At 55.4% G+C, this 12,788-nt stretch carries 10 protein-coding genes; 7 read left to right on the forward strand and 3 right to left on the reverse strand.

What is annotated here, in order from left to right:
• Window positions 1-39 precede the first annotated feature (39 nt).
• From BMW41_RS05150 to BMW41_RS05160, 3 genes are all read right to left on the reverse strand, one after another.
• Window positions 40-1,554, reverse strand: coding sequence for an ATP-binding cassette domain-containing protein (locus BMW41_RS05150; protein WP_074649155.1), 1,515 nt, complete (start codon window positions 1,552-1,554; stop codon window positions 40-42).
• Window positions 1,541-2,644 carry an ABC transporter substrate-binding protein gene (locus tag BMW41_RS05155; RefSeq protein ID WP_074649156.1) on the reverse strand — a complete coding sequence of 368 codons (1,104 nt, stop codon included), beginning with the start codon at window positions 2,642-2,644 and terminating at the stop codon, window positions 1,541-1,543. Before BMW41_RS05155 ends, BMW41_RS05150 begins: the two co-directional genes overlap by 14 nt.
• A 203-nt stretch (window positions 2,645-2,847) precedes the next feature.
• Complete coding sequence (locus BMW41_RS05160; protein WP_074649157.1) at window positions 2,848-3,654, reverse strand: Crp/Fnr family transcriptional regulator; 807 nt, start codon at window positions 3,652-3,654, stop codon at window positions 2,848-2,850.
• A gap of 347 nt (window positions 3,655-4,001) precedes the next feature.
• Here BMW41_RS05160 and proB point away from each other — a divergent pair, with 347 nt between their 5' ends.
• The 7 genes from proB (at window position 4,002) to BMW41_RS05200 (ending at window position 12,621) form a co-directional block, all read left to right on the forward strand.
• On the forward strand, window positions 4,002-4,916 hold the full coding sequence (gene proB / locus BMW41_RS05165) for a glutamate 5-kinase (RefSeq protein WP_330372121.1): 915 nt from the start codon (window positions 4,002-4,004) through the stop codon (window positions 4,914-4,916).
• 140 nt (window positions 4,917-5,056) lie between these two features.
• Window positions 5,057-6,337 carry a glutamate-5-semialdehyde dehydrogenase gene (locus tag BMW41_RS05170; RefSeq protein WP_074649158.1) on the forward strand — a complete coding sequence of 427 codons (1,281 nt, stop codon included), beginning with the start codon at window positions 5,057-5,059 and terminating at the stop codon, window positions 6,335-6,337.
• A 93-nt stretch (window positions 6,338-6,430) separates the two neighbouring features.
• Window positions 6,431-6,982, forward strand: coding sequence for a prolyl-tRNA synthetase associated domain-containing protein (locus BMW41_RS05175; protein WP_074649159.1), 552 nt, complete (start codon window positions 6,431-6,433; stop codon window positions 6,980-6,982).
• 184 nt (window positions 6,983-7,166) lie between these two features.
• On the forward strand, window positions 7,167-7,877 hold the full coding sequence (locus BMW41_RS05180; RefSeq protein ID WP_074649160.1) for a Crp/Fnr family transcriptional regulator: 711 nt from the start codon (window positions 7,167-7,169) through the stop codon (window positions 7,875-7,877).
• A gap of 18 nt (window positions 7,878-7,895) precedes the next feature.
• Window positions 7,896-8,651 carry a pyruvate formate-lyase-activating protein gene (gene pflA, locus BMW41_RS05185; protein WP_074649161.1) on the forward strand — a complete coding sequence of 252 codons (756 nt, stop codon included), beginning with the start codon at window positions 7,896-7,898 and terminating at the stop codon, window positions 8,649-8,651.
• 342 nt (window positions 8,652-8,993) lie between these two features.
• Window positions 8,994-11,240 carry a formate C-acetyltransferase gene (gene pflB / locus BMW41_RS05195; RefSeq protein WP_177171166.1) on the forward strand — a complete coding sequence of 749 codons (2,247 nt, stop codon included), beginning with the start codon at window positions 8,994-8,996 and terminating at the stop codon, window positions 11,238-11,240.
• Window positions 11,241-11,466: 226 nt separating this feature from the next.
• Window positions 11,467-12,621, forward strand: a complete 1,155-nt coding sequence (locus BMW41_RS05200) for a DUF3810 domain-containing protein (protein ID WP_177171167.1) — start codon at window positions 11,467-11,469, stop codon at window positions 12,619-12,621.
• The last annotated feature ends 167 nt before the right edge of the window (window positions 12,622-12,788 follow it).

The raw sequence follows: 12,788 nt of genomic DNA on the forward strand, positions 1-12,788 counted from the left end.
GCGTCCGATCCGGCACCGCATTCCCGGACGGGAGAAGGTTTACAGCCGCAGAACCGTTCCGCCGAAAAGTTCTGCCTCGGCTTTCTCGTGTGTAATCATGAGAACCGTGCGATCCTGGGTATAATCCCGGACGAAACGGATCACGGTGTCACGAGTTTTCTCATCGAGCCCCTTGAAAGGTTCATCCAGAAGAATCAGGTTTCCGCCGTATGCCAGCGTCCTTGCGATGGCGACGCGGCGCTGCATGCCTCCCGAGAGTTCCCGGACCGGCTTTCTCGCGTCTTCCGGTGTGAGGAGAAGTGAGGTGAGAAGGCTGTCAATCAGATCATCTTCAGATGACGCGGAAACGGCTGTCTGGCCTCCGCGGCGGAGAACAAAACGGATATTGGCGCGGGCGGAGAGATCCGGGAGGAGTCGGTCCTCCTGAAAAAGGAAGGCGACCAGTCCATCCGAACCGTCGGGCATTTGCCTTGTCACCGTGCCGCTGTCCGGTCTCTGCAGACCGGAAATGATGCGAAGAAGCGTGGTTTTTCCTTCACCGGAAGGGCCCATGAGGGACATGTGGCTTCCGGCGGGGATGGTGAGCGAAAGATCATTCAGAACCGGGGGCTCATTTTCATAGGCAAAGCGGATATGCCCGAGACGGACGTCAGCCCCGGCGGCATTTTCCGAAAGTGACGTACTGTTTTTGGGACCGGTGCGCTCAGCATCCCGGAATTGCCCATGGGGGCCTCTTCCCATTCCGCAGTCCGGAGAGGCAGCGGCAAAAAGGAGGTCTGCAGCCCACAGAAACAGGCGCCCGGTCACCAGATTCAGAAGGACGATGGAGATGGTCCAGCAGAAGAGGTCGGCCGTCTCAAAATAGATCTTGGCGTTATATACCATCTCGCCGATGGAACCCTTCGGAAGACCGATAATCTCGGCTGCGACACCGCTCTTCCATGCGAAGCCGATTCCGCTCGAACAGGCGGAGCGAATCCAGGGCCGAAGCCGCGGAAGATCGATATAGCGCAGGCGGACCGGCATCGGAACGTGAAAGGAATCTGCCATCTCCCGGAGAAGGGGGTCTTCCGAATCAAAACCGGCCAGCGTGTTCTGGTAGATGATCGGAAAAACCATCAGAAAGGTGATAAAGACCGAGAGATTTTCCGCCCGGATCCAGATCAGGGCCATGATGATAAACGAAGCGACCGGAACCGCGCGGACAACGGCGATATACGGCCAGAGGAGCGTACGCACCGCCGGAAAGGCGCTTGCGCAGGCGGCCAGCACAATTCCCACAAGGAATGCGAAAAAAAAGCCGGCCGCGATGCGGCCGGTGCTGAAGATGACCGCAGGCATAAAATCGGGCCCGGCCATCAGAGCCGGGAAGCGGATAAGTACTTCACCCGGTGACGGAATGAGAATTCCGGTGTGGACAAAACGGGCAATGCATGTCCAGACGAGGATGGCGGCTGCGAGAGCGGCCGCCCTTTCCGCCGGACCGGAGAAGGGAAGCGTTCCCGTTCCCCGGCGGTTTCGATCTCTTCGCTTATCGGTATTACTGCGCTGCATAGTAGAAGTCGTCAGCCGGAACCTTGCCGCCGACGGCCTTCGGATTCAGCTCGGAGAGAACATTCAGGAAACCGGATGCGGCTTTCTTCATGTCTTCGCCGGTGATGGTGACAATGTTGCATTCCGGAATCGCCTTCTCTGCGATCGGAGCCTTGACGATGCCGTATTTCTCCACCAGTTTGGAAGCGTCGGCCGGATTGGCATTGGCATATTCGGTGGAAGCCTGATACTCAGAGAGGAAATCCGCGAGCTCCTTCGCATGGTTTTCCGCGAAATCCTTGCGGACAAAGAGTCCGGCAGTGATCAGACGGCTGTCGGTGCCCAGTTTGTCCCATTCTTCAGTCATATTGAAAACGGTCTTCAGATCACTGATCTGGGTTTTGGCAACGGTCACGAAAGGCTGCGGAAGCATTGCGATGCCTTTTCCGTTTTCCTTCATGGATGCGACAACTTCGGTCGGCTCGGACTTCCAGTCGATGGTGACGTCTTTTTCCGGATCCAGACCGTTCTCTTTGAGGAGGTAGGTGAGGGAATACTCCGGAACGGAGCCCTTGCCGGTTGCCATGATCGTCTCGCCCTTGAGATCTGCCCAGGTTTTCAGCTCTTTGCTGTCTCCGCTCTCGACGATGTAGGTAACACCGAGGGTGTTGACGGCAGCCATCTGAACCCTTCCTTCGCTCTTGTTGTAGAGGACGGAGCCGAGGTTAATCGGAGCGGCGATGATATCCAGCTCTCCCTGAAGGAACTTCGGGGTGATCTCATCGGCGGAAGCGGCCATCAGGAATTCATAGGAGTTCAGGCTCTTTCCGGCCTCTGCGTCGTCAAGGAGTTTAACCATTCCGATGGAGGTCGGTCCCTTAAGACCGGCCAGACGGATGGCTCCGTCTTTGTGCGCCGCCGTGGACTCTGCGGCTCCGGAAGCATCGGAGGCACTCTCGGAGGATGTTTCCGCTGCGGATTCGGCAGGAGCTTCTGTCGTGGAAGCGGCAGTGGTCTCCGGTGCCTTTGCGCCGGATGCGCATCCTGCGGCGCCAATCATCATCGCAGCGGCGAGAGTGGCTGCGCTCAGTCTGTAAGTATGATTTTTCATGATATATTCCTCCCATACCATAACGATTTATGCATTTCTGCCCGAAATATTATAATACGGTCCATACAATATTTCTGTTGCATCTGCAACAAATATAAAAAATCGGTTTGCGAAGGAATGTCTCATCCTGAAAGAAACCGGAACCGGGGGCGAAGCCGGGCGGAGGGGATTTCTGTCAGCCTGCGGGAAGAGAATGGCTGTTTCTACTCACGGTTCATGCGGCACAGGCGGAATTCATTTTTTCGGAAATCAATCAGCCCCTCCCTTTTCATTGCCGAGAGTTCCCGCGAGAGGGCGGAGCGGTCGGTGCCAAGGTAGGAGGCCAGTCCTTCCCGGTCCATCGGGACCGTAAAGGTATCTGAGCCGAACTCGTCACGGCATTCACTGAAGAAGGCGATGAGTTTCCGGCGGAGAGTGGTCCGCGTCAGGGTCTGAATGCGCCGGTTCATGGAGAGGGCGCGGTTTGCGAGCATGCGGAGAAAACGGTCCGTGAGGAGCCGGGACAGGCGTGCCGCGTTCAGGTTTTCGGCATTTCGGACCGGCAGGTCCGCATGGTCTGCCGAAATGCCGTCGGAAGCGGCGGAATTCTTGTGGAATTGGGCCGGCAAAACGGACGTTTCCGGAGCGAGGAGGGAATTTCGAAGCCGGTCGGTGCTCATCCGGAGAATAACCGAATCCAGATCGGCGCGGATCGCGATGCCGGCGCTCTCGGTACCGAGATAGCACAGGGATTCCGCAAAGGTTCCTCCGGGGAGTACGCCTGCCATCAGAAGTTCCTCTTCGGTGATGGCGGTCATGGAAACCCGGATCTTGCCGGAGAGAACCAGACCGAAGAATGAGAGGGGATCGCCCTCGTTCAGCAGGGATTCCCCCTGCGAAAAGGTGACGCGTTCCGCATCGAAAAAACGGAGCGCAAAGTCCAGATCCGGTTCGGGAAAGCCGGAAAAAAGGGGACATTTCCCGAGGAGGACGCGCTCGGATGCGGAAAGCGATGGGATGGATATGTTCATAAATTATCTCCAACAATGTAATTGTAATTCTGCGGAAACGTTCGTGAATCTGCGGAAACGTTCGTGGGTCTGCGAAAATGTTCATGGGGCTGCAAAAACGTTCGAGGGAATAAAAATCCAGCGGAGTGTCCGCTGACACAAAGGCCCGCCTGATACGCTGAATATTGTAACATGAAAAGCAGACGCGAAAGAAAAAGAAAGAATTGTGATGTACCTTTTTGTCCGATGATGGTACACTATATCCAAAAATGATTTAACCGGCTAAAGTAAAATGTGATGAAAGGCAGGGCTCCGGAGATCCGGAGAGAATGCAGATTCACGGTGCAGTATCAGAAAAGGGGATCCATATGGAAGAGAGACAGACATCGCTCCCGGATCGCAGATCCAGAGCATCGATGGAAAAAAGACAGAGTCTGAAGGACAAGAAGAGAATCGTCATCAAGGTCGGAAGCAATTCGCTGGTGCATCCGGAAACCGGAGAACTGAACCTTTCCAAGATCGATCATCTGATCCGCGTTCTCGCCGACCTGAAAGGGGAGGGACGGGACGTGGTTCTGGTGTCTTCCGGCGCGGTGGCCTGCGGGCGTCAGGCGCTGAAGATCGGAAGAAAACCGGGCTCCATGACCGAAAAACAGGCGTTTGCGGCCGTCGGCCAGGCCAAGCTTATGAGCACCTACCAGCGCTTTTTCGCGGAGTACAGCCAGACAACGGCGCAGGTTCTTCTGACAAAAAATGTCATCATCAACCAGACATCCAGGGATAACACAAAGAACACCTTCGACGAGCTCTTAAAACTCGGCGTCATCCCGGTTGTCAATGAAAATGATACGATCTCGACACAGGAGCTTGCCCAGCTGGAGACCTTCGGCGACAACGATCAGCTGGCATCCATCGTCGGCGCGGTTATCGGCGCGGACCTGGTGATTCTTCTGTCCGACATTGAGGGAATGTACACCGATGATCCGCGGCACAACCGGGATGCGGTATTTATCGAATATGTCCCGACAATCACGGAAGAGATTCTCGGCATGGGAAAAGGCGCGGGAAGCGACGTCGGTACCGGCGGCATGAGCGCGAAGATCGCGGCGGCCCGCATTGCCACCGATTCGGATGCGGACATGGTGATCGCGAAATTCGACAGCGCGGATATCATCTTCGACATTCTGAAGGGAAAAAATGTCGGTACCCTCTTTGCGGCACACAAAAATGAGAATTTTGATCTGGCAGAGTTTATCCGCCGGGCAAAAGACGCGGAAGAATAAAGCCATGACGGCGTGCCGGGCTACGGATTGGTAAATTTGGAAAAGTATGAAGAATCAGTAACCCATGAAACGGAAATGCCGGGCGGAATGCGGGAAAATGATCCCGCGCGCTATCGGCGGAGATTCGAAGGAGATTGCGGATGGAACAGCTTACAGAACTCGGGATGAGAGCAAGAAGGGCGGCATTTTCCCTGAACAGTCTGACGACAGAGGAAAAGAACCGTGCCCTGATGGCATCGGCGGATGCGCTGGAGGCGCATGCGCAGGAGATTATCCGGGCCAACCGGACAGATATTGAGAACGGAAGAGCAAAGAATATGTCGGAGGGACTTCTCGACCGGCTGCTCCTGAATGAAGAGCGGATTCACGGGATGGCGGAGGCAGTCCGCGGCGTGGCGTCTCTTCCGGATCCGGTGGGTGATGTTCTGGAAGAATGGACCCGGCCGAACGGTCTTCGTCTCCGCAAAGTCCGCGTTCCCATCGGCGTGGTCGGGATCATTTATGAGGCCCGGCCGAACGTTACATCGGATGCATTTTCCATCGCGTTTAAATCCGGTAATGCCGTGATTCTGAAGGGCGGAAGCGATGCGATATATTCCAACGGCGCGGTGGCGGACGTGATCCGCGGAGCGCTGTCGGAAAACGGATTTCCGGAGGATGCACTGCTTCTGATCCGCTCGACGGATCACGAGACCACGACACGGTTCATGCAGATGAACGGATATGTCGATGTGCTGATTCCGAGAGGTTCCGCCCGGCTGATTCAGGCGGTTGTGAGAAACAGCACGGTTCCGGTGATCGAGACGGGAGCCGGAAACTGCCATATTTATCTGGATGAAGGCTGCGATGCGGAGATGGCGAAGGCGATCATTTTCAACGCAAAGACACAGCGGATCGGTGTGTGCAATGCGGCAGAGAGTCTTGTCGTGCACCGGAGCGTACTGGATACGGTTCTCCCGGCTGCGGTGAAAAAACTGCAGGAAAAGAATGTGATCGTATATGCCGACGAGGAAGCCTACGGGGCGCTGACGAAAGCGGCCGCAGCGGATCCGGCGCTGAAGCTTTCCCTGATTGAGCGCGCGGCGGAAGAGGATTTCGGAACGGAATATCTGGATTATAAGATGTCGGTAAAAACTGTGGGCAGCGTGGAAGAAGCGATCGGGCACATCAACCGGTATTCGACAAAGCATTCAGAGACGATTCTCACACCGGATGAGGCCCATGCCCGTCTCTTCCAGAATGCCGTTGATTCGGCCTGCGTATACTGGAACGCGTCGACGAGATTTACGGACGGAGGCGAATTCGGCTTCGGCGCCGAGATCGGCATTTCCACCGCGAAGCTCCACGCGCGGGGCCCGATGGGACTGCGGGAACTGACGACGACAAAATACCAGATCGACGGAACCGGACAGGTGCGGTGAAAAACGGGGATTCGCCGTGCCGGACAGGAGAGCGGGACTGTCCGGCAGCGGCGGTGCGGAGCCGGCAAGATTATAGAAAAGACAGGAAAGAATATGGAACTCAGGATAGAACAGGGAAGGCCTCAGGATGAGACCGGGCGCCTTCCGAAGGAGATCCGGTGCTATGATTTGCTGGATTTACTCGGAATACCGTTTCGCCGGATTGATCACGAGGCCCTCTACACCATGGAGGCGTGTGAGGAAGTGGACGGCGCGGCGGGCGTTGTGATGTGCAAGAATCTGTTTCTGTGCAACCGGCAGAAGACGGATTTTTATCTGCTGCTGATGCCGGGAGACAAGCCTTTTAAGACAAAAGAACTCTCCGGACAGATCGGATCGGCGAGACTGTCGTTTGCCGACGCGGAATATATGGAGCGGTTTCTGGACATCACGCCGGGATCGGTGTCGGTGCTGGGTCTGATGAACGATAAGGAACACCGGGTACGGCTCCTGATTGACGAGGATGTGCTGAACGCAGGGGAGTTCGGCTGTCATCCCTGTGTGAACACCTCGAGTCTGTGCATGAAGACCAGCGATATGGTGGATAAGTTTCTGCCGGCGGTGGATCACGGCTACACGACGGTCGTTCTGACCGGTGAGGCGTGAAACGGTCCGGGACAGATATTTGACGGACACATTTCCATGACAGGCAAAGCGTTCATGACAGGCAAAGCGTTCATGACAGGCAAAGCTTTCATGACGGGAAAGGTTCCCGGAACGGGGAAGTTTCCAGGACGGGAAAGGTTTCCAGGTCAAGGGAAATGCGGCAGACAGAAAGAAGTAAGAAGATATGACAAACAGTTCATTCTGCGAGCGGTGCAGAACCAGAGACGGTCATCTCTGTACGGCAGACCTTCCCCTTTTCCGGGAACTTCCGGAAGAGGTGCAGGAATCGCTGTGCCGGTATGCGGTCCGCCGCCGGCATGACAAGGGAAGCCTTCTGTTTCTCGAAGGCGATCCGGTGAATTCTATCCGGATCATCGAGGCGGGAAGGGTGAAATTATGCCGGATAGACTCGGACGGACAGGAATATATCATGGATGTTCTCTCGGACGGAAATTCCATCTGGGAGAGTCTTTTTGTGGAAGATGCGGTGTTTACCTATACCGCGGTCTGCCTGACGGATGTCAGTGTGTGTGAGATCAGCAAAGACGTCTTCTTCGGGGAGCTGGACCGGCATCCGGGGATTGAACGGTACCTGATCGCGCTCCTGTCCAAGCGGCTGGAGGCGGCGAAGGAAAAGGCACTGCTTTTGTCGATCCGGAGCCCGCGGGTGAGGATGGCCGGATTTTTGCTGGACCGGATCCGGCGTTTTCCGGAACCGGAGATTCACCTGAAACTGGACGAGATTGCCGCTTCCATCAGTCTGCGTCAGGAGACGGTCAGCCGTGTTCTGCGGCAGTTTGAGAAAGAAGAGATTCTGCAGAGACTGGGGCAGGGACGGATCCGGATCCTTTCCAGAGACGGGCTGCGGCGGATTTTTACCAGCGGAGATGCCTGACGGGAGGAGAGGAAAAACATGGCAAAGGGAAGAATCTATTCGACGGAATCCTTCGGCTCGGTGGACGGGCCGGGGATCCGTTTTATTGTTTTTGTGCAGGGGTGTCGGATGCGGTGCCGTTACTGTCACAATGTCGATACCTGGGATCCCATTGGGAAGTCCCGGGAACGGGAAGCGGAGGACGTACTGGATCAGGCAGTGCGGTACAAGTCCTATTGGGGCAGGAAAGGCGGGATCACCGTCAGCGGCGGAGAACCGCTCCTTCAGATGGATTTTCTGCTGGATCTGATGAAAAAAGCGAAAGAACGGGGGATTCACACGGTGATTGATACCGCCGGTCAGCCCTTTACGAGGGAGGAACCATGGTTCGGAATGTTCCGCGAACTGATGGAGTATACGGATCTTCTGCTGGTGGACATCAAGCATATCGTGCCGGAGGAACACCGGAAACTGACAGCGCAGCCCAATGACAATATTCTGGACATGCTGCGGTATCTGTCAGAGATCGGGAAACCGGTCTGGATCCGTCATGTTCTCGTGCCCGGCATCACGGATGAGGACGAATATCTCCGGAAGACCCGGGCGTTTCTGGATACGCTCACCAATATCGAAAAGGTCGAGGTTCTCCCGTATCACGCCCTCGGAATCCCGAAATGGGAGGAACTGGGGATTCCGTACACTCTGCGGGAGATGGAGCCGCCGACTCCGGACCGCGTAAAAAATGCGGAGCGGATTCTGAGAGGAGAAGAATCACCGCAGGCCCGAGAACAGTGAATCATGACCGGTAAAACACGAGCGGCGAATCATGACCGGTGAAACACGAGCGGCGAATCATGACCGGCACTCCGGATCAGAGACGTTCCGGAGGAAAACATGACCGGATATGTGTATGGAAAAAAGAACAAAGATGGCCGAAAAGGCCCGGAATCGCATGGTTCCGGGCTTTATTTCATATATGCGGTTAGATAGGACTAATATTGCATGCGAAAAAGGACACAGAACCCCTCCCGAATTTGACCGCGGTCAAAGAACGGGGGGAATCGACTGTGCTATATATAGTCCCGGAAGAAATATAGAAATCCGGATTTTGAACGAAGAAAGGAAATAATCATGTCAATGAGAGATGAATGGAGAAGCTTTGAAAGCGGCCATTGGGTGGATGACATCAATGTAAGAGACTTTATCCAGAAAAACTACACCGTCTATGACGGGGATGAGAGTTTCCTGGCAGAGCCGACGGAGGCGACGAACCGTCTCTGGGATATGGTACAGGGATATCAGAAAGAAGAACGCGCAAAGGGCGGTGTTCTGGACATGGAAACCGAGGTGGTTTCCGATGTGGACGCGTACGGCGCTGCCTATATCGGGGAAGGCACCGAGAAACTGGAAAAGGTCGTGGGGCTTCAGACAGACAAGCCGTTAAAGAGAGCGTTTATGCCCTACGGCGGCATCAAGATGGCGGAGGAAGCCTGCACGACTTACGGCTACACCCCGAACCCGGAACTTCACAAGATCTTTACCAAATATCACAAGACACACAATCAGGCGGTATTTGACGCCTACACTCCGGAAATGAAGCTGGCGAGACATAACAAGATCCTTACCGGACTTCCGGATACCTACGGCCGCGGCAGAATCGTGGGAGACTACCGCAGAGTTGCCCTCTACGGCATTGACCGTCTCATCGAGGCGAAGCAGGCGGATTTTGCAGGCTGCGGCTGCGGCATCATGACCGACGATGTGATCCGGCAGAGAGAAGAGATCGCGGAGCAGATCCGCGCTCTCCGCAAGATGAAGAAAATGGCGGAGAGCTACGGCTATGATATCTCCGGTCCGGCAAAGAATGCGCGCGAGGCATTCCAGTGGCTGTATTTCGGATATCTCGCGGCGGTTCGCAGCCAGAACGGTGCGGCCATGTCCGTCGGCCGTGTGTCCACCTTCCTGGACATTTACATTGAGAGAGATCTGAGGGAGGGAACCCTGACAGAGTCCGAGGCGCAGGAGCTGGTGGATCATTTCACGCTGAAACTGCGTATGGTGAAATTTGCCCGCATTCCGAGCTACAACCAGCTTTTCTCCGGCGATCCGGTATGGGCGACCCTCGATGTGGCAGGTCTCGGCGATGACGGCAGAAGCATGGTGACGAAGAACGACTACCGTTTTCTTCACACACTGGAGAACATGGGACCGGCTCCGGAGCCGAATCTGACGGTTCTCTACTCCTCCAGACTTCCGGAGAACTTCAAGAAATATTCCGCGATGATCTCCATCAAGACTTCCTCTGTTCAGTATGAGAACGATGACGTGATGCGTCCGATCTGGTCGGATGACTACGCGGTATGCTGCTGCGTGTCCGCGACCCAGACCGGAAAGGAGATGCAGTTCTTCGGCGCGAGAGCAAATCTGGCGAAATGCCTTCTCTACGCCATCAACGGCGGTGTGGATGAGAAGACCGGCATGCAGGTCGGACCGGAGTATGCGCCGGTGAAGAACGACGTCCTCGACTATGATGAGGTCATGAAGAAGTATGATGCCATGATGGAGTGGCTCGCCGGCATTTATGTCAATGTCCTGAACCTGATCCAGTATATGCATGACAAGTACTATTATGAGGCGGCGGAGATGGCGCTGATCGATACCAATGTCCGCAGAACCTTTGCCACCGGTATTGCCGGTTTCTCCCATGTTGTAGATTCCCTCTCCGCGATCAAGTACGCGAAGGTAACTGCGATCCGCGACGAGAACGGCATCGCGAAGGAGTTTAAGATTGAGGGTGATTTCCCGAAATACGGAAATGACGACGACCGCGCGGATGACATTGCGGTTTGGCTCCTGAAGACCTTCATGAAGAAGATTGAGCACTACCATACCTACCGCGATTCCGAGCCGACGACCTCGATTCTCACGATTACATCCAACGTTGTGTACGGAAAGAACACCGGAATGCTTCCGGACGGAAGAGCGGCCTGGACTCCGCTTTCCCCGGGCGCGAACCCGTCCTACGGAGCAGAGCAGAACGGTCTTCTGGCTTCCCTGAATTCCGTGGCAAAGCTTCCGTATGAGTACGCACTGGACGGAATATCCAACACACAGACGATCAACCCGGGCGCGCTGGGCCACAGCGACGATGAGAGAGCGGAGAATCTTGTGTCCGCCATGGACGGATATTTCGACCGCGGCGCACACCATCTGAATGTCAATGTCTTCGGCGTCGAGAAACTGAAGGATGCGATGGAGCACCCGGAGAAGCCGGAATATGCGAACTTCACCATCCGCGTTTCCGGATATGCGGTCAAGTTCATCGATCTGACCCGTGAGCAGCAGCTGGATGTCATCTCCAGAACCTGCCACGCTTCCATGTGACAAAAACGGATAATACACATCTAAGTGAATGCAGAGAACCGGTAAACACGCATTCGCGTGATGGAGCATGAAAATGGATCCGATCGTTCGAAACGTGACCGGTCGGGATTCGGAAAAGAGAGGCGGAAACTCCGGATTGCGGGGCTTCCGCCTCTTGTGGAGTTGGTTCCTTCGTTTGCTTTGGTGTGTTATGATAGGGAACAGAATCAGCAAAGGAGGCACGGGGATGGTCTGGCTGGAGGGAACCGTTCTGCTTATACTGGCAGCAGGATTGTATTATTTGTCGATGGTCAATGCGGCATTTGCCGAGTGGTACCGGGAGAATATCTATCGGATGATCTCGGAACAGGTGAGCAGGATCAGCGGAACCGTACCCTTTTCCGTGACGGAGCTGGCGGCCGGACTCATGATCCTGATTTTGGCCGGGAGTTTTCTGGGGATCTTTCGAAAAGGCCCGAAGGCGGGCCGGTTCTTCCGGTGGCTCGGCGGTACGTATCTCACGGCCGCGGTGCTGGCAATGCTTTATGTGACAAACTGCGGGATCAATTACCGGTCGGTCCCGTTTTCCGAAAAGTCGGGGCTGGCGGCGGAAATCCGGAAAAATGCGGAATCGGACGGTTATGACAGGCTGGCGCTGGCGGATCTCTGCGCCTACATCGCGGAACGGCTGAACGAAGCGGAAGGAAAGCGCATGGAACATGCAGAAGACAACGGCATGGAACGCAACGCGGAAAACGTGGGAGAAACACGGACCGCTGTCAGCTACGGAGCCGAGACGGAGATCGGGGAAGAGGCCCGGAAGGCCATGGAGGGGCTCAGTGAAGAATATCCGGATCTGTCCGGATATTATCCGATACCGAAACCGCTCGTCACCTCCCGGATTTTCAGCGAGCAGCAGGTGACCGGCATCTACCTTCCGTTCTTTGTCGAGGCGGCGTGGAACCGCGATATTCCGGGATACAACCGCCCGTTTACGGCCTGCCATGAGCTCTCCCATCTGAGGGGATTCATGCGGGAGGACGAGGCGAATTTCATCGCGTTTCTCGCCTGCATCCGGTCAGACAATGCGGCATTTGCCAGAAGCGGATGGCTGGAAGGCTGGGTCTATGCGGGCAATGCGCTGGCGGCGGAAGATCCGGAGGCCTTCTCGGCGCTCTACGGGGAGATCCCGGAGAGCATGAAAAAAGAACTGGCGGAGAACAATGCGTATTGGGACCGTTTCCGGGGGAAGGCGGCCGAAGTTCATGAGAAGGTGAATGACGCCTATCTCCGGGCGGGAGGACAGGAAGAGGGCGTGAAAAGTTACGGCAGGATCGTGGATCTGATGCTGGCCCACGCACGGCGTCAGGGATGGAAAACCGTTTCCTACGAAATTATGTGAAATCTATGAACAATTCCTGCGATTTATCGCATTGACAGGGCAGATATGGTATACTTTTATCGTATACTGGTCTGCCCTTTTTTGTTTCATGGGAAAATTTCTCCGAAATTCCCTATGAAACAAAAACGCCCCGCGAGACTTTGGAGACTGACGTGATAACGGGCGCA

It is taken from the genome of [Clostridium] aminophilum (assembly GCF_900101295.1).
GTDB lineage: Bacteria > Bacillota > Clostridia > Lachnospirales > Lachnospiraceae > Clostridium_R > Clostridium_R aminophilum_A.

What these genes read in the sequence shown, in the direction of transcription:
- BMW41_RS05150 (WP_074649155.1), bottom strand. Translation starts at nt 1,554, where the DNA reads ATGCAGCGCAGTAATACCGATAAGCGAAGAGATCGAAACCGCCGGGGA.
- BMW41_RS05155 (WP_074649156.1), bottom strand. Translation starts at nt 2,644, where the DNA reads ATGAAAAATCATACTTACAGACTGAGCGCAGCCACTCTCGCCGCTGCG.
- BMW41_RS05160 (WP_074649157.1), bottom strand. Translation starts at nt 3,654, where the DNA reads ATGAACATATCCATCCCATCGCTTTCCGCATCCGAGCGCGTCCTCCTC.
- proB (WP_330372121.1), top strand. Translation starts at nt 4,002, where the DNA reads ATGGAAGAGAGACAGACATCGCTCCCGGATCGCAGATCCAGAGCATCG.
- BMW41_RS05170 (WP_074649158.1), top strand. Translation starts at nt 5,057, where the DNA reads ATGGAACAGCTTACAGAACTCGGGATGAGAGCAAGAAGGGCGGCATTT.
- BMW41_RS05175 (WP_074649159.1), top strand. Translation starts at nt 6,431, where the DNA reads ATGGAACTCAGGATAGAACAGGGAAGGCCTCAGGATGAGACCGGGCGC.
- BMW41_RS05180 (WP_074649160.1), top strand. Translation starts at nt 7,167, where the DNA reads ATGACAAACAGTTCATTCTGCGAGCGGTGCAGAACCAGAGACGGTCAT.
- pflA (WP_074649161.1), top strand. Translation starts at nt 7,896, where the DNA reads ATGGCAAAGGGAAGAATCTATTCGACGGAATCCTTCGGCTCGGTGGAC.
- pflB (WP_177171166.1), top strand. Translation starts at nt 8,994, where the DNA reads ATGAGAGATGAATGGAGAAGCTTTGAAAGCGGCCATTGGGTGGATGAC.
- BMW41_RS05200 (WP_177171167.1), top strand. Translation starts at nt 11,467, where the DNA reads ATGGTCTGGCTGGAGGGAACCGTTCTGCTTATACTGGCAGCAGGATTG.